Below are 16,028 nucleotides of genomic sequence, written 5' to 3'. Positions count from 1 at the left end.
GCGTGAGGGCACCCTAACTCACGGTGCCGAGGGTGTAATTTAGTGAGGGTGCCGTTTGATCGGCGCCTATCCACGATAAAGGAGAACGACATCAGCGTTCACGAGCTCCAGCCGAGCCTTTTCACACTCGACACCACCACCGCCGAAGCGGTTCGCACCGCAGCGATGAGGATCACTGCTGACGCGAACACTGAGCCGGATGAGTTCGGACGCCAGGCCCTTGCAGCATCATTCGCTCTCCCCGAAGAGGTTCGAGCAGCGCTGCTGAACTTCTCCGACGTGGGCTCCGACACGGGCATCCTCGTGGTTCGCGGATTGATCGTCGACCCTGATCTCATCGATACCCCGCTCGACAACACGTCGGGCATCAGCGCGAAGACGGTATTCGCCAAGGAGATGGCGGTTCTCGCGCACCTCCTCGGCAGCATGGTCGCGTACGAGGCCGAGGGTAACGGCCACCTCATCCAGGACATGGTGCCCAACCCGAAGCTCGCAACCACCCAGCAGTCGCAGGGTTCCAAGGTCGAACTCGAAGCTCACACCGAGCAGTGCTTCTCGGCCTTCAAGCCCGACTACGTCATTCTCGGTGCGCTTCGCGGCGACCCCGAGGCGTATACGTACGCGTTCTCGGGCCGCAAGATCACCGAGTTGATGTCTGAAGATGAGGTCGCGATGTTGCGCCGCCCGCTCTGGGCGACCACTATCGACGAGTCGTTCCAGCCGTACATCCCGAACCCTGACGCCATCCGCGGGCCGTTCGCGATCCTCAATGGACCGGATGACGATCCGTACGTTCTCATCGACCAGGACCTCATGCACGGCATCACCGCCGCAGCGCAGGAGCTGCTGCAGAAGGTCGTGAAGGTCTACCTCGAGCACCGTGACGGCCACAACCTGCAGGCCGGCGACCTCTTGATGCTCGACAACCTCCGGGCGATGCACGGGCGTTCCATGTACACCCCGCGCTTCGACGGCAAAGACCGCTTCATCGCCCGCGGCTTCGTCGTTCGCGACCGTCGTCGCCTCTGGCCCCAGCTTCTCGGCGACCGCCGCACGGTCGGCGCGGTCCACAGCTAGGTTCGTGTCCCGGTCACACTGTGGCCGGGGTACGATTCGAAAATGAGCCCCGAAGACGCCGCCGCGGTACTGGGCGTCTCGCTGGATGCGTCGGCCGCCGACATCGAGAACGCCTACCGTCGGCGCGCGCGCACGACACATCCTGATCGATTCGTCGATGCCACGCGCTCGCGTGAGGCGACTCGCGAGTTCATCGGGGTAGTCGAGGCACATGACGTGCTCGTGTCCCGACTCGGTGCAAGTTCTCCCGCGGCGATTCCGTTCGCTGGCGTGCCCGTATCGGGCCCGATCCCGCGGCCGCGGAGCCGCCTCCTGCTGGGCACATGGGCGGGGGTGACGCTCGTCGCCATTTTCGTCTCGATCTACGCCGGCGCGCCTGCATGGGGTGTCGGGGAGCCCATCGCCCGCTATGGACTCATCTTCGTGGCGCTAGTGGCATTCGCCCTGACGGGCAGGACGCCGTGGCTCGTGACGGCCCTTCTCACACTGGCCGCCACAGCGGTCATCACGCTCGTGGCGACCACGTTCGGGGCGCTGCTCGGGCTGTTCCTGCTGATCCCACCCGTCTACGGCCTCGTAACGATCGGCCGCGAGGTCGCTGTTCGTCGCGCTCGCCTGGGACACGTGTAGCAAGGCTCTTCGTCGACCTGTGGATAACCGCAGACGCTGCGACTCCGGATCGCGGATGATCGGCGAATGTCCTTCGCCCTGGCCCAGATCGCGGAACAGGTACGTGAGCGTGTGCGTCGCGACGGTGTCGACCTCGGCACCGATGCGGATCTCGCGTCGCGGTACGTGCACGATGAGGTTCGGCGCTACAGCGAGCGGGCCCTCGGCGGTTCAGTCCCGCTCCTGCCGGATGAAGCGCAGGCCGCGAGGCTGCTGGTGGCAACCCTCACCGGATTCGGGGCACTGCAGCCATTCTTCGATGACGCTGAGATCGAGGAGATCTGGATCAACGCACCGGATGCGATCTTCGTCGCGCGAAACGGTGTGCCGGAGCGCACGAGCATCGTGCTGACTGACAGCGAGGTTCGCGACCTCGTCGAGCGGATGCTGCAGAGCTCTGGCCGCCGCGTCGACCTCAGCTCGCCGTTCGTTGACGCCTCCCTGCCGGACGGCTCGCGGCTTCACGTCGTCATTCCCGATATCACCCGCAAGCACTGGGCGGTCAACGTACGTAAGTTCAGCCAGCGCATCCGGGATTTGCAACGACTCGTGGCGCTCGGCAGTCTCACAGCCCAGGCGGCCGAATTCCTGCGGATGTGTGTGCTGTCCGGGCAGAACATCCTTGTCTCTGGCGCTACGCAGAGCGGCAAGACGACGATGCTGAACGCACTGCTGTCAGCCACCCGCGCCGCAGAGCGCATCATCACCGTAGAGGAGACCTTCGAACTGTCAGTCACCGGGCGCGACTCGATAGCGATGCAATGCCGGCAGCCGAGCCTCGAAGGAACCGGCGAAATAAGCCTGCGTCGGCTGATCAAGGAATCGCTCAGGATGCGCCCAGACCGGCTCGTGGTCGGCGAGGTACGCGAGGCGGAGTCGCTCGACCTCCTTATCGCGCTCAACAGCGGCTTGCCGGGAATGTCGAGCATCCACGCGAACAATGCCCGGGACGCGCTCATCAAGCTGTCGACGCTGCCGTTGCTGGCGGGGCGCAACATCGATTCGTCATTCGTCATTCCGACCGTGGCATCCTGCATCGACATCGTCGTGCATTGCGAGCTGGATCGTACCGGCCGACGACGGGTGGTGGAGATTGTCGCGCCGAGTGGGCAGGTGACGTGCGGCGTGATCGAGGCAAGCCCGATCTTCGCGATCGGCGCTGGCGGGCTCGAACCAACGGGCGGATACCCGAGCCGCTCGGTCAAGTTCACCTCAGCCGGATTCGATCCAGCGTCGGTTCTGGCAGGCTCGAGATGAGCGCGGCACTGGGGTTGCTGCTCGGGGCCGGAATCCTCCTCGTCGTATCGCCGCTGCTGTGGCCGAGGGGTGCGCGGAAGGCGACGCCATCCGCGCTCATGCAGCGGCAACGGGAGCGACTGGTGCAGGCCGGACTTTCCCGCATCAGCCCTGCCACTGTTTTCACGGTGGCGGGGTTGCTGGCCGCAGCGTCGGCATCCATCGCGTTCGCGGTGTTCTCAGTGGTGGTGCTGGCCGGGGCGACCGGCGTGGTCGCGTTTCTGGTCCCGTTCCTGCTGGTCGGCTGGCGAGCTCGCGCCCAGCGAAAGCTCACGAGAGTCGTCTGGCCGGATGTCGTCGACCAACTGGTGTCTGCCGTGCGATCAGGGCTGGCGCTTCCCGACAGCGTGATGACTCTCGCGAGCACCGGCCCGGCAGCGACGCGAGCACAGTTCGCGATGTTCGCAAGCGAATACAGGGCCACCGGAAATTTTGCATCGTGCATCGACGCAGTGAAGGCGCGGCTGGCGGATCCTGTCGCCGATCGCATCCTCGAGACGCTTCGGATGTCACGTGAGGTGGGCGGCAGCGAACTCACGACGGTGCTGCGCAATCTCAGCTCGTACCTGCGCCAGGAAAGCGCGATCCGCTCCGAGGTCGAGGCCAGGCAGTCGTGGGTCATGAATGCCGCGAAGCTCGGCGTCGCATCCCCCTGGGTGGTGCTGTTGCTGCTGGCCACCCGACCCGAGGCAGCCGCCGCCTACAACTCGCCGGGTGGTGCGACACTCATCGTGGTGGGTCTCGTCGTCTCGTTCTTCGCCTACCGGCTGATGATCGGCATCGGCCGGATTCCTGATGAACGGCGCTGGTTCGCGTGACGCAACTCGTCGCGTGGGCGGTGGTGGCTGGCATCGGGCTGGGGTTCGGTCTCTGGTGCCTGGCGAGCGTGATGCCGAGGATGAGTCGCCCGAGGCTCGCGCGCCGCGTCGCCCCTTACGTGGTCGACATATCGCCGCAGGCCCGCGAGTTGCTGGCGCCCGCCACTCCCGGCCCGCTTCCCGTGCTCGGGATGCTCGTGGAACCTCTCGTATCCCGGGCCAGGGCTGCACTGGAAAGCACGCTCGGCGGGTCGGAGATCCTCGCCAGGCGGCTCCGGCAATCCGGCTCACTGACGACGGTGGAGGCGTTGCGTTCGCAACAACTCCTGTGGGGGCTCGGTGGGGCCGTCGTGGGAATAGCGGTGGCGATCACCGCGGCACAGACGCAGCCCGTAGCGCCGCCCATCCAGGTCGTGGTCGTCGCACTGTTCTTCGCTGCGGGGGTGTTCGGTCGCGACCAGCTGCTCCAGCGCGCCGCGAGGAAGCGGCTCGAACGACTGTCGAGCGAGCTGCCGGTGGTGCTCGAATTCCTCACGCTCAGCCTCTCGGCGGGGGAGGGGATCCTCGATGCCCTGCGTCGAATCTCGAAGGTCAGCGCGGGGGAGTTGTCTCGCGAATTGGCCGGGGTAGTGGCATCCGTCAACACCGGGCTGCCGCTCGCGGACACCCTGACCTCCGTGGCCTCGGACCTCGAACTGCCGGCCTTCTCCCGCTGTGTCGAACAGCTCGTCGGCGCTCTCGAGCGAGGCACGCCCCTCGCAGAAGTGCTGAGGGCCCAGGCTCAGGATTCGCGGGACGCCGCCAAGCGCGATCTGCTCGAATCGGCGGGCAAGAAGGAGATCGCGATGCTCTTTCCGCTGGTGTTCCTGATTCTGCCGGTGACGATCCTGTTCGCGATCTACCCGGGCATCTTCGTGCTGCAGCTCGGCTTCTGACCTCTTCTGGCGCAAGCTATCCAGAAATTACCTCAATCAAGTTTGGGATGAGGAAAACGACCCCGACCGCAACAATGGCAAGACTCCAGTGGCGCAGCGGCAAGAAGAACAGTGTTGAAGAAGCGACCTTCGGGAAAGCATTTGGGCGATCCAATTTTGGTTCGACGACCATCACCGCAAAAAACCAGTTGGCTATAGCGCCAATGCCGAACCCGAACACGAGGGCGCCAACATCCCACCAGCCAGTTACGGACGTTGTGTGAAGTTGCTGTCGAAGTAGCGCGCTAACTCCAACCCAGACGAGGAATCCGAACACGAGAAAGACGAGTCCCAAGGGTCCCCATCGGCGCCACATGACAATGATCATGCGTCAAGTTATACGCATTGGTCGCAGGGCGTCAATCGGTCCATATCCAATGGGCTGATCTGAACCCACCGGTCGTGCACGAGGATGTTGCGGACCCTCCGCCACCGGGCGGCGGCTATCAGCGTTGGCCGCGCTGCTGCTCACGCCGGGAGGGGCGGTGAGCGTCGAGCAGATTCCACACGTGCGCTGACTATCGTCGCCTCCCTCCTCGCGCGCACCGCGGACTCACGGCGTCGTTACCGAGAACCGCTGGATACCCGCAAAACAAGCCCACAACACACGACGCCCATCCGACTCGCTGAAAAATCCAGCCACGTCGGCCGGCCGGCCTTCGTGCTGAAACTTTGGTCTCAGGGCTCATGGAAGTGAGTGGAAATGGCGTGAGGGTCAACCAGACGACGCGGCGCGTCCACATAGAAAGGCCGCTGCTTCGGACAGTCCAGATATTGGCGGCGGCGGTCGGGGGACGCCGCCAAGCGCGATCTGCTCGAATCGGCGGGCAGGAAAGAGATCGCGATGCTCTTTCCGCTGGTATTCCTGATTCTGCCGGTGACGATCCTGTTCGCGATCTACCCGGGCATCTTCGTGCTGCAGCTCGGGCTGTAACGCCTGTGGATAAGCTCAGCGCCTCCTCGACGATCAGCGCAGGATGTGCACTGTGATAATCACTACCCGGAGGCTGCAATGATCCGACAGCGACGCCTGGCACACACAAGTTCCGGGGAACGCGGCGACGTCCCCGGTTGGGTGCTCATTACACTCATGACTGCTGGCTTGGTGATCATCATCTGGGGGCTCGCCGGCCCCGCCCTCAGCTCCGTCTTCCAGCAGGCGATCGACCGCGTCAGCGGATTCTGAGCCACGCCGATGAGCCGCGGCAGGGGATGGGCCGCCGACGATGGCTCGGCCGTGGCCGAATTCGTCATGGTGAACGGGCTGCTGGTCATCCTGACTCTCAGCGTTATCCAGCTCGGTCTCGTGCTCTTCATTCGCAATACGGTGGTGGATGCCGCGGCAGAGGGCGCACGCTTCGGAGCGCTCGCAGACAATTCGGCCACGGACGGCATCGCGCGATCCGTCGACCTCATCACCACAGCCCTCGGGCCGGGTTACGCGACAAATGTCACAGCATCAACCGGAAGCTACCTCGGGCATCCGGCACTGACGATCACGGTGCAGACGCCGCTGCCCCTGATCGGGCTTATCGGGCTCGACAACGGGCTGGAGGTGTCTGGTCATGCTGCAATCGAGTCGCTCAACTGACCGCGCCGGGTTCTGGACCGGGCCCTGCACCGACGACCGCGGGTCTGCCTCCCTCGAGTTCATCACCGCCGGTCTCGTGCTTCTCGTGCCATTGGTCTACCTCGTGCTCGCGATGTCGTCAATCCAGGCGGGTTCGCTCGCTGTGGAGGGTGCAGCGCGGCAGGCATCCAGGGTCTTCGTGCAGTCGGACGATGTCGGCTCGGCGCACGCCAGCGCCATCACGGCTGTCGAGTTCGCCCTCGCCGACCACGGTGTAGACCCGGATACGGCCTCCATCGTCATCACCTGCGCGCCGGTTCCATCGAATTGCCTCACGCGCCGGGGGTTCGTCACGGTGACAGTCGGGTTATCCGCTCGGCTCCCGCTGGTACCTCCCGTGCTCATGGGAGAGTTGCCGATAGCGGTTCCCCTTTCGGCAAGTTCGACCCAGCAGGTCTCCAGATTCTGGAGCGGTGGATGATCCGGCTGCGGCCCAGGCTCACCGACGAGTCAGGCTCCACCCTCCCGCTCATCATCTTCTTCGGCTTCCTCTGCCTCGTGCTGGTCCTCCTGGTGGTCTCGGCGACCTCGCTCTACCTGGAACGGAAGCGCCTCTTCACCCTCGCCGACGGCGCAGCGCTGGTGGGTGCGGAGGCTTTCACGCTCGAGGCGGTCGAGCTCACCGAGTCAGGAATGCGTCCCAGACTCACTGACGCCGAGGTTGCGGCCGCGGTGCAGTCCTACGTCGAATCCACACCGGCCGCGGGATTCGAGGCGCTGACGATCGAGCGTTCCGAGACGGTCGACGGCCGCAGCGCGACTGTCACACTGTCGTCGTGGTGGCATCCGCCCCTCCTCTCGCCGCTGGTGCCCGAAGGGCTGCGCATCGAGGTCACCTCGGTGGGCAGATCCGTCTTCGACTAGCCTGCCGGGCCCGCGGCGCTTTCCGGACCTGCCCCGCCGCGCTCGGGGCGGGGGGAGAAGCGGGGCAGGTATCGGGCGATGACCCCCGCGCCCAGCAGCCCGAACACGCCCAGGGTCGCGACGGCAATCGAGAGGGAGGCCACCGCGGTGACTCCCGCGATGATCAGGGGTGCTCCCGCCCCACCGAGATTGCCGGTGAAGCGCCACGCACCGAGGAATGGCGCCGGATTCGACTTGTCTGCGAGGTCAGCGCCGAGAGTCATCAGGATGCCGCTGCCGATGCCGTTTGCCAGGGAGAGAAACATCGCGACACCGATGAACCAGCTCACGTTCGAATCGAGATCGTGCGTCAACGACAGTGCAAGGTGCCCGACGCCGAGCCCGATCATCGAGGGCAGCGCACTCCACAGGCGACCGAACCGATCCATGATCTGCCCGCTCGCGTAGAAGAGCGCGAAGTCGACGGCACCAGCGATGCCGATGATGATGGCCGTATCCGGCTCGCTGATGCCGATGCTCACCGCCCACAGTGGCAAAACCACCTGCCTGCTCGCCCGGAGCGCGCCGATCAGGGCCGCGCCGAGGCCCAGCCGGGTGAGCACATCGCGGCTGTTGTAGATGGTGCGGAAGAGCCCGGCCGACTCCTGCTCGGCGAGCGCCTCGCCCTCGCGCATGGTGCGGCCGGCCAGCCGGACGGTGCGCACCGACCCGAAAGTGGCGGTCGGGTCGGGCAGGGTGATCAGCAGGATCGCAGCCGACAGGCACATCACGATGTGGATCCAGAATGCAGAACTCGCCGTGCCGGTCAGGCTGATTGTCACGGCCGTAAGGAACGGACCGATGAAGTATCCCAGCCTGAACGTCCCACCCAGCGTCGAGAGCGCGCGTGCGCGGTAGGCGATCGGAACGAAACTCGTCATGAAGGCGTGGCGCGCGAGGGCGAATACGGCGGTGGCCAGCCCGACCAGCAGCACGCCGAATCCCAGTGCCACGGGGTTCGGGGCGATGACGCAGATGACAAGGCCCACGATAGACAGGCCACTCGCGCCGATCATCGCCGGTCGCTCGCCGACCCTCGCGATGAGCCATCCACTCGGAATATTGCCGAACAGCTCGCCGATGGTCAGGATCCCGGCCACGAGCCCCGCGATGGCCAGTGTCGCGCCAAGATTATTCGCTGCGATCGGGATGATCGGAATGATCGCGCCCTCGCCGATCGAGAACAGCAGCGTCGGCAGGAGAGCGGGCAGCGCGATCGAGCGCCAGCGGAACGGCGGCTCAGAGGTTGACATCGGTTCAACGCTATCGCGGGCTGGCAAACAGGAGCACGCCGGTAGGCTTGATCTCGACATGGATGAACTGGATATCTCGGAAGACCTCGCGGCGCTGCGCTCCACATTCGCTGACATCCGTTCGGTGGTCGGCGTCGAGCGCCTCGAGGCAGAAATCGCCGACCTCAGCGAGCAGGCCGGCGTTCCCGACCTGTGGGACGACCCCGACAAGGCGCAAAAAGTCACCAGCGCGCTGAGCCACCGGCAGGCCGAGCTTGCGAAGATCACCTCCATCGCGGGCCGACTCGATGACCTCGAGATCATGGTCGAGCTGGCGAACGAGGAGCAGGATGCCTCGGCAGCAGCCGACGCTCGTACCGAGCTCGCGAGCATCCAGAAGCTGCTGGGCGAGCTGGAAGTGCAGACCCTGCTCAACGGCGAATGGGATGCCCACCCCGCGGTTATCACCATTCGTGCCGGTGCCGGTGGTGTGGACGCCGCGGACTTTGCCGAGATGCTGCAGCGCATGTACCTGCGGTGGGCCGAGCAGCACAACTATCCCGTGACCATCATGGAGACGAGCTACGCGGAAGAGGCCGGGATCAAATCCACCTCATTCGAGATCGATGCGCCCTACGCATTCGGCACCCTCAGCGTCGAGGCTGGCACCCACCGCCTCGTGCGGATGAGCCCGTTCAATTCGGCGGGTAAGCGCCAGACGAGCTTCGCCGCGGTCGAAGTCATTCCGTTGATCGAGGAGGCTGGCGCTATCGAGGTGCCCGAGGGTGACATCCGTGTCGACGTGTTCCGGTCGAGCGGCCCAGGCGGACAGTCGGTCAACACCACCGACTCCGCCGTGCGCCTCACCCATCTTCCGACTGGTCTTGTCGTCTCGATGCAGAACGAGAAGAGCCAGATCCAGAACCGCGCCGCTGCCATGCGTGTGCTCCAGTCTCGACTGCTCATCATGCAGCGCGAGCAGGAGGCGGCGGCCAAGAAGGAGCTCGCCGGCGTGATCACCGCGAGTTGGGGCGACCAGATGCGTTCCTATGTGCTCGCCCCGTACCAGATGGTCAAAGATCTCCGCACTGATTTCGAGGTCAACAACCCCTCGAACGTCTTCGATGGTGATCTCGATGGGTTCATCAACGCTGGCATCAAGTGGCGCAAGCGGGCTATCGAAGACTGAGCGGGAACGCGAGCCCTGCTCGCGGTGGGTAGCTGTGAAAACTGCCTCCGTGAGTGTCGCTCCTGTCGCAATGGTGCGGTTTACCTAGGCTGTCACCGAAATGATTCGATTCGACACAGTCTCCAAGGCCTATCCGGGCACCACCAGGCCCGCCCTCAACACGGTGAGCCTCGAGGTTCTCAAGGGGGAGTTCGTTTTCCTCGTGGGCGCGTCCGGGTCAGGCAAGTCCAGCTTCCTGCGGCTGATCCTCAAAGAGGAGACGCCGACGAAGGGCGAGATCCACGTGCTGGGCCAGCACCTGAATTCGCTGACCAACCGCAAGGTGCCCTACTTCCGTCGCAACCTCGGTGTCGTGTTCCAGGACTTCCGCCTGCTGCCGAACAAGACCGTGTTCGACAACGTGGCGTTCACGCTGCAGGTCATCGGCAAAAGCCGTGGCTTCATCCAGGAAGCTGTTCCGGATGCCCTGAAGATGGTCGGGCTTGCCGGAAAGTCGAACCGCTTCCCCCACGAACTCTCCGGTGGTGAGCAGCAGCGCGTCGCCATCGCCCGTGCCGTCGTGAACAAGCCGGCGATCCTGCTGGCGGATGAGCCGACGGGAAACCTCGACCCCGCCACATCCGCCGGCATCATGACCCTGCTCGAGCGAATCAATCTCAGCGGCACCACTGTGCTGATGGCCACCCACGATGCCGGCATCGTCGACCAGATGAAGCGCCGCGTGATCGAGTTGATCAGCGGCCAGATCGTGCGTGACGAGCGCCAGGGCGGGTATCAGACGCAGGCCATTCCCGTGCAGGGCTTCGGCGCCTTCGCTGGGACGACTGACCCCCAGGAGGTTTCGAAATGAGGCTTGGCCTGATCCTCGGTGAAGCGGGCAGCGGGCTTCGTCGCAACGTCTCGATGGTGATCTCCGTCATTCTGGTGACCTTCATCTCCCTGACCTTCGTCGGTGCTGCGATCCTGCTCCAGATGCAGATCGGGCAGATGAAGGGCTACTGGTACGACCGCGCGCAGGTCGCCGTCTACATGTGCACCGACGTCGACAACACCGGCAACTGCACGCAGGCAGCGGCAACCGAGGCGCAGATCGGTAACGTCGAGGCGCAGCTGAACTCGCCGACGCTCGCGCCTTTCATCGAGAAGTATGAGTTCGAGACGCACGACCAGGCGTACGCAAACTTCCAGGAACAGTTCGCGGACAACCCCATCGCCGCATTCGTCACCCCCGGTGACCTGAATGAGAGCTTCCGTGTCAACCTCGTCGATCCGACCAATGCCGACGTTCTGATCGAGAGCCTGTCAGGATCTGCCGGAGTACAGGCGGTCGAAGACCAACGCGGGCTACTCGACCAGATTTTTTCCATACTGAATGCGGCGTCATACACGGCCATCGGTGTCGCTGCGCTCATGCTCGTCGCCGCGGTGCTGCTCATTGCGACGACGATCAGGCTGAGCGCGTTCTCCCGGCGACGGGAGCTGGGGATCATGCGCCTCGTCGGGGCATCGAACCGCTTCATCCAGACCCCGTTCATTCTCGAGGGAGTGTTCGCGTCGCTGATCGGTTCGCTCATGGCGGGTGCCGCGATCCTGGCGATTGTGAAGTTCTTCGTGCAGGGCTACCTGTCGAAGACGCTGGGAGCGACGACGACACTCGTGGGCGTCAGCGATGCGGTGGTGGTGGTGCCGATCCTGATCGTGGTCGGCGCGGCCCTTGCTGCAGCATCCGCGAGCGTGGCGATCAGCCGCTACCTCAAGGTCTGATCGCAGCATCAGGCGGCTTGGGCTAAGCTGATGGGCTGCTCAGAAAATGAGCGCTGAATGAGGAGAGACCAATGCCCAGGGATCGCGGCCAGAAGGTGGTTGCCAGCAACCGCAAGGCGCGCCACGACTACACCATCGAAGACACCTATGAGGCAGGCCTGGTGCTCACAGGAACCGAGGTGAAGTCGCTGCGGGCCGGTCGGGCGAGCCTTGTCGACGGTTATGGATACATCGACGGCGGCGAAGCCTGGCTCGATGCCGTGCACATTCCCGAGTTCAACCACGGCTCCTGGAACAACCACCCGGTGCGTCGCAAACGTAAGATGCTGCTGCACAAGGAGCAGATCCTCAAGATCCACAACAAGGTCAAAGAGGGTGGCTACACCCTCGTTCCCTTATCCATCTATTTCTCTGACGGCAACGCGAAGGTGGAGCTCGCGATAGCCAGGGGAAAGCGCGAGTACGACAAGCGCCAGACCCTTCGTGAGCGCACCGATAAGCGCGAAGCTGATCGCGCCATGTCAGCACGCAAAAATCTCAACGAATAGCCGGCTGTTCCGCTAACGGGCGATGAAGCGGGCATCCACAATCGATGCGACGCTGATCTCCTCGGGCTTGAGAGCGAGTTCTGGCACACCGGGGCCGCCGACCATCGTCGAGCTCATCGCACTGCGGGCGGACACGGGCCGCATGCCGCCGCCGCCGCCGGAGGGATCGCCGAGCATCCCGGGGTCAGCCAGCGCTATCGCGGTCACCGAGCCGAGCCCGATGCTCTGGGCGAAGACGGTCGCCTTGGCGACCGCATCCTTCACCGCTCGGGAACGCACCTCGACGGTTGCGCTCGTGCGGGTCGTGTCGGTGAGGTTCCAGGCGATCGATGAGACGGTCACCGCGTCGATGCCGGCTGCTGATTCGACCCACCGAGCCAGGGCATCGAAGTCGCTGAACTTGGCGCTGAAATCCACGGCGGCATGGAACACGGCCTTCAACTGTTTCCCCTGGCTGTTCCAGGGGCGCTCGCTCCAGACGCGCACGCTATCAGACGACCACCAGGTGATGGGCCCTGCAGCCTTATCGTGGATGCTCTCGATCAGGTTGCGCACGGCATCTGACGACTCGACGGCCCGAGTGAATACGTCGTCCCGGTCGGGTCCATCCGTGAGCACAGACGCGGCCACGGTTGCCCGTTCTGCCGGATACCACGCCGAAAACTCGCCCTGCACGGTAATGGTCGTCTCTGCCACGATCGCTCCTTCGGTTGGTCACAGCGTATATGGAGCCATGGGCTGCTCAACGGGTCCGAACCCCCTCGGCGGCTGTATCGCATTACGGGGCTGTTGTGGATATGCGCCCGCCTGCCCTTCCCGCCAGCGGGCACGCAGTCGGTCGAGGGATGCGCTGTCTTTTTCTGCATGGATCAACGTCAAAGTCGTAGCGTTCGAGGGGATTTCGACGTATACTAGAGGGCTGTCCCAAGGGATGGTTTGACAATTCAACAGCGCGATAGTGACCCGCTCAGTACTGCGAAATCAGTCGAGTGAAGCATGGGGATGATCGGTTTCGACATTGCCTGCAAAACCGCGAGAAGCGGGTCGAGGACGCACGGTTATCTCGTAAACGATCCGCGCAAAACACAAGTGCCAATTCCAATAGCACTGTTTCTGCCAAGGCAGACCTCGCCCTCGCGGCGTAGTCTCCTCCGCAACTAATGAAACCGTCAGGCCGGGAATGCTCTCTACCCGGATTCTGGCGTCATCTAGAGAGATTGCTGCGTTCCTGAGTCTCAGGGGTACGCGGGACTTCAACTGAGGCTGGGCCTGTTGACCTGGATGCTCGTTGCAAGGGTCAGGGCCGAGTAGAACGCTTAGCGAGCTACACCCGTAGAAGACGTGGAATTACAGCAGTGGACCGGGGTTCAATTCCCCGCATCTCCACCATGAGGTCGCTATCGCGCCAGAGAAACCGAGAAGGGCGCCCCCGCCAGGAGGCGCCCTTCTTGATGTGCTCCTGGCTACTTTGCCGCGGCTTCGAGCGTGCCCGTCGTCTTCCCATTCGGGTCGACGATGAGACACAGGATCTCGCGGTCACTCAAAGCCCAGCTTTCTTCCGTGGGGAAGTAGTACGAGAAGTCCAGCGATGAACTCTCGTAGTCGAGCCCGACGAAGCTCGTGAACGCCTTCGTGCATTCGCTGACCGCCTGGGTGTCTACAGCGGTCTCGCCGGGGAAGTCCCCATCGGGCATGATGACGCTCTTGAATGCTTCGCTGTCATGTTCGGTTTCACAATCGATGACCGCGACCTCGCTGACTTCGCCAGCAGCGCCACCATCGTTGAGGCAGTCGCCCACGATGACCGTGAAGACGTCGGTCGTTGTGCTCCCGTCGTCGTTAGGTTCAGCCTCCCGGGGGATGTTGCCGAGCAGGCTGCACCCGGTGAGGGCCACGCTCGCGAAGGCGATAGTGAGAACGGCGAGAGGGCGAATGGTTGCAGTGCGTGCCATGGTCGGGTTCCTCATTGTGCTGTGACGAGATGTGCCGGATGCATCCGGGTCTTTCCGAAGCCTAGCGAAGCTATGGAGTCTTGCTCAGATGAGCGAGCACGAGTTCGTGCAACGGACCGTTAGTGGCGAGGGCGTTGCCGTTCCAGGGGCCGTCGGCGCCATCGACCGACGTGAATCGACCGCCGGCTTCGGTGATGATGGGGATCAGCGCGGCCATGTCGTACGGCTTGAGATCGAACTCGGTCACGACGTCGATGGCGCCCTCGGCGAGCAACATATACGACCACATCTCACCGATCGCCCGAGATCGCCAGACCGCCCTCGTGAGTCCGAGAATCTCATCCAGCCGGCCTTCGTCATCCCAGCCGGTGATGCTGTTGTAGCTCAGGGATGCATCGGCCAGCTCGGTCACGGCGCTCACCCGAATCCGGCGCGCGTCTTCACCGGCCGCCTGCGCCCACGCGCCGTGATCGGTGGCGGCCCACCACCTCTTGCCGAGCGCGGGGGAGCTGACGACCCCGACCACCGGCACGCCATCGATCGCGAGCGAGATCAGCGTGCCCCAGATCGGTATGCCACGCATGAAATTGGCGGTGCCGTCGATGGGGTCGATGATCCACTGGCGGCGGGAGTCGCCCTTTGTCCCGTACTCCTCGCCGAGAATCGAGTCGGTCGGCCTCGCCGCTTCGATTCCGCGCCGGATGCTGCGCTCGACGGCCTGGTCGGCATCGGTCACCGGGGTGCGATCGGGTTTCGTCGTGACGATGAGGTCGACGGCGCTGAAGCGGTCGAGGGAGATCAGGTCGGCGTTCGCGGCGAGGGCGAGGGCGAGGGCGAGGTCGTCGCTTAGGGAGTATTCGGTCTCTGTAGTCACGCACCCAGCGTATCGGCGGCCCTGGAGCCGCCGTTGCCTAGTGTGTTGTGCTTCCGAGGGTGGTGATCAACCGTTGGAACGAGTCGAGTCGCAGTGATCCGATCTGCCCGAGGTCACCCGCGTTTACCCGCCCGACGATGTTGCAGTCTGGCGCATCCGGCAGGTGCGTGCACCCCCTTGGGCATTCTTCGGCGAGAAGGGCGAGGTCGGTGAACGACTTCAGGATGTTGGCGGGATCGACATGCCCGAGCCCGAACGACCGCACTCCTGGAGTGTCGACGATCCAGCCGGAGCCGATGCGATACGAAATGGTCGACGACGAGGTGTGGCGACCACGACCGGTCACGTCATTGACCCGGCCGACGGCGCGGTTCGCGTCGGGAACCAGCGCATTCACGAGAGTGGATTTCCCTACCCCGGAGTGTCCGACGGCGACCGTTGTGTGGCCCTCCAGGACAGCACGGATATCGACCAGTGGAAAGTCGTCAGACCGGCTCTCGAAGACGAGCAGGTCGAGTCCGGCGAAGTTCGCGAGGAAGATCGCCGGGTCGGCGAGGTCGGTCTTGGTGATGCAGAGGATGGGCGTTATTCCGGCGTCGAAGGCGGCGACGAGATAGCGATCCACCAGCCGTGGCCTCGGCTCGGGATTTGCGGCGGCCACGACGATGAGCATCTGGTCGGCGTTGGCGACGATAATCCGCTCGACGGCGTCGGTGTCGTCTGCACTGCGCCTCAGCAGCGTGCTGCGGGGCTGAATACGCACGATACGGGCGAGGCTTCCCTCATCGCCCGTCACGTCGCCGACGAGGTCGACCCAGTCTCCCGTGACGACGGAGACCTTCCCGTCCTGGTTCTTGCCGAGTTCTCGCGCCTTTGCCGCGACAAGCTGTCGCTCCTCGGGAGTTCCCTCGGCGACCCACATTCCGTAGCGCCCACGATCGACACTGAACACCCGACCGCTGACCGCATCGGCGTGGTCGGGTCGATTCTTGCTCCGAGGCTTATTGGCCTTGGGGTTGGGCCTGACTTTCGCAGACGACTCGTCGTATTCGGAGTATTCGCCGTCGTCGTCATCATCGGTGAGCCAGCTCATGAAATGGTG

Annotated in this window: 18 protein-coding genes, 1 other RNA gene and 1 pseudogene; 14 read left to right on the top strand and 6 right to left on the bottom strand. The window is 64.1% G+C overall.

Going from position 1 to position 16,028, the window contains the following annotated elements:
• The first annotated feature begins 42 nt into the window (after window positions 1–42).
• The 5 genes from IEW81_RS03000 to IEW81_RS02980 all read left to right on the top strand — a co-directional run bounded on the left by IEW81_RS03000 (window position 43) and on the right by IEW81_RS02980 (window position 4,795).
• Complete coding sequence (locus tag IEW81_RS03000; protein ID WP_097060565.1) at window positions 43–1,077, top strand: TauD/TfdA family dioxygenase; 1,035 nt, start codon at window positions 43–45, stop codon at window positions 1,075–1,077.
• 42 nt (window positions 1,078–1,119) lie between these two features.
• On the top strand, window positions 1,120–1,707 hold the full coding sequence (locus tag IEW81_RS02995) for a J domain-containing protein (protein WP_097060566.1): 588 nt from the start codon (window positions 1,120–1,122) through the stop codon (window positions 1,705–1,707).
• A 66-nt stretch (window positions 1,708–1,773) separates the two neighbouring features.
• On the top strand, window positions 1,774–3,003 hold the full coding sequence (locus IEW81_RS02990) for a TadA family conjugal transfer-associated ATPase (protein WP_097060567.1): 1,230 nt from the start codon (window positions 1,774–1,776) through the stop codon (window positions 3,001–3,003).
• A complete protein-coding gene (locus tag IEW81_RS02985) occupies window positions 3,000–3,860 on the top strand; it encodes a type II secretion system F family protein (protein WP_097060568.1) in 861 nt (286 codons plus the stop codon). Before IEW81_RS02990 ends, IEW81_RS02985 begins: the two co-directional genes overlap by 4 nt.
• Window positions 3,857–4,795, top strand: coding sequence for a type II secretion system F family protein (locus tag IEW81_RS02980; protein ID WP_179691829.1), 939 nt, complete (start codon window positions 3,857–3,859; stop codon window positions 4,793–4,795). The genes IEW81_RS02985 and IEW81_RS02980 overlap by 4 nt, the downstream gene beginning before the upstream one ends.
• A 16-nt stretch (window positions 4,796–4,811) precedes the next feature.
• Here IEW81_RS02980 and IEW81_RS02975 read toward each other — a convergent pair whose 3' ends face one another.
• Window positions 4,812–5,162, bottom strand: coding sequence for a hypothetical protein (locus IEW81_RS02975; protein WP_097060569.1), 351 nt, complete (start codon window positions 5,160–5,162; stop codon window positions 4,812–4,814).
• 465 nt (window positions 5,163–5,627) lie between these two features.
• Between IEW81_RS02975 and IEW81_RS14745 the strand changes: the two are divergent.
• The 4 genes and pseudogenes from IEW81_RS14745 to IEW81_RS02955 form a co-directional block, all read left to right on the top strand.
• A pseudogene (locus IEW81_RS14745) lies at window positions 5,628–5,768 on the top strand (type II secretion system F family protein); the annotation flags it as partial.
• A 261-nt stretch (window positions 5,769–6,029) separates the two neighbouring features.
• Complete coding sequence (locus IEW81_RS02965; RefSeq protein ID WP_097060570.1) at window positions 6,030–6,425, top strand: TadE family protein; 396 nt, start codon at window positions 6,030–6,032, stop codon at window positions 6,423–6,425.
• Window positions 6,400–6,885 carry a hypothetical protein gene (locus tag IEW81_RS02960; RefSeq protein WP_097060571.1) on the top strand — a complete coding sequence of 162 codons (486 nt, stop codon included), beginning with the start codon at window positions 6,400–6,402 and terminating at the stop codon, window positions 6,883–6,885. The genes IEW81_RS02965 and IEW81_RS02960 overlap by 26 nt, the downstream gene beginning before the upstream one ends.
• The gene (locus tag IEW81_RS02955) at window positions 6,882–7,328 is read left to right on the top strand and encodes a pilus assembly protein TadG-related protein (RefSeq protein WP_097060572.1); all 447 of its coding nucleotides are present in this window, start codon (window positions 6,882–6,884) and stop codon (window positions 7,326–7,328) included. Before IEW81_RS02960 ends, IEW81_RS02955 begins: the two co-directional genes overlap by 4 nt.
• Here IEW81_RS02955 and IEW81_RS02950 read toward each other — a convergent pair.
• Window positions 7,325–8,620: an MFS transporter gene (locus tag IEW81_RS02950; protein WP_097060573.1), complete on the bottom strand. Its 1,296-nt coding sequence runs from the start codon at window positions 8,618–8,620 to the stop codon at window positions 7,325–7,327. The two genes, IEW81_RS02955 and IEW81_RS02950, sit on opposite strands and share 4 nt — an antisense overlap.
• 58 nt (window positions 8,621–8,678) lie before the next feature.
• On the opposite strand from IEW81_RS02950, the gene prfB reads away from it, so the two are divergent.
• The 4 genes from prfB (at window position 8,679) to smpB (ending at window position 12,100) form a co-directional block, all read left to right on the top strand.
• The gene (prfB, locus tag IEW81_RS02945; protein ID WP_097060574.1) at window positions 8,679–9,788 is read left to right on the top strand and encodes a peptide chain release factor 2; all 1,110 of its coding nucleotides are present in this window, start codon (window positions 8,679–8,681) and stop codon (window positions 9,786–9,788) included.
• Between the two features lie 100 nt (window positions 9,789–9,888).
• Window positions 9,889–10,638, top strand: coding sequence for a cell division ATP-binding protein FtsE (gene ftsE, locus IEW81_RS02940; RefSeq protein WP_097060575.1), 750 nt, complete (start codon window positions 9,889–9,891; stop codon window positions 10,636–10,638).
• Window positions 10,635–11,552 carry a permease-like cell division protein FtsX gene (ftsX, locus tag IEW81_RS02935; protein ID WP_097060576.1) on the top strand — a complete coding sequence of 306 codons (918 nt, stop codon included), beginning with the start codon at window positions 10,635–10,637 and terminating at the stop codon, window positions 11,550–11,552. The genes ftsE and ftsX overlap by 4 nt, the downstream gene beginning before the upstream one ends.
• A gap of 71 nt (window positions 11,553–11,623) precedes the next feature.
• On the top strand, window positions 11,624–12,100 hold the full coding sequence (gene smpB / locus IEW81_RS02930) for an SsrA-binding protein SmpB (RefSeq protein ID WP_097060577.1): 477 nt from the start codon (window positions 11,624–11,626) through the stop codon (window positions 12,098–12,100).
• A gap of 12 nt (window positions 12,101–12,112) precedes the next feature.
• Here the strand turns inward: smpB and IEW81_RS02925 are convergent, their stop codons facing one another.
• Window positions 12,113–12,796, bottom strand: coding sequence for an SIMPL domain-containing protein (locus IEW81_RS02925; RefSeq protein WP_097060578.1), 684 nt, complete (start codon window positions 12,794–12,796; stop codon window positions 12,113–12,115).
• 302 nt (window positions 12,797–13,098) lie between these two features.
• Between IEW81_RS02925 and ssrA the strand changes: the two genes are divergently transcribed.
• Window positions 13,099–13,489: a transfer-messenger RNA gene (gene ssrA, locus IEW81_RS02920) on the top strand.
• Between the two features lie 74 nt (window positions 13,490–13,563).
• Here ssrA and IEW81_RS02915 read toward each other — a convergent pair.
• The 3 genes from IEW81_RS02915 to rsgA all read right to left on the bottom strand — a co-directional run bounded on the left by IEW81_RS02915 (window position 13,564) and on the right by rsgA (window position 16,019).
• The gene (locus IEW81_RS02915) at window positions 13,564–14,052 is read right to left on the bottom strand and encodes a septum formation family protein (protein WP_179691831.1); all 489 of its coding nucleotides are present in this window, start codon (window positions 14,050–14,052) and stop codon (window positions 13,564–13,566) included.
• Window positions 14,053–14,122: 70 nt separating this feature from the next.
• Window positions 14,123–14,926 carry an inositol monophosphatase family protein gene (locus IEW81_RS02910; RefSeq protein ID WP_097060580.1) on the bottom strand — a complete coding sequence of 268 codons (804 nt, stop codon included), beginning with the start codon at window positions 14,924–14,926 and terminating at the stop codon, window positions 14,123–14,125.
• A 37-nt stretch (window positions 14,927–14,963) separates the two neighbouring features.
• Window positions 14,964–16,019 carry a ribosome small subunit-dependent GTPase A gene (gene rsgA, locus IEW81_RS02905; RefSeq protein WP_097060581.1) on the bottom strand — a complete coding sequence of 352 codons (1,056 nt, stop codon included), beginning with the start codon at window positions 16,017–16,019 and terminating at the stop codon, window positions 14,964–14,966.
• Between the last annotated feature and the right edge of the window lie 9 nt (window positions 16,020–16,028).

The sequence above is a fragment of the Salinibacterium xinjiangense genome, assembly GCF_014645015.1.
Taxonomy (GTDB): domain Bacteria; phylum Actinomycetota; class Actinomycetes; order Actinomycetales; family Microbacteriaceae; genus Rhodoglobus; species Rhodoglobus xinjiangensis.
This window is presented reverse-complemented; position numbering and strand designations above follow the sequence as displayed.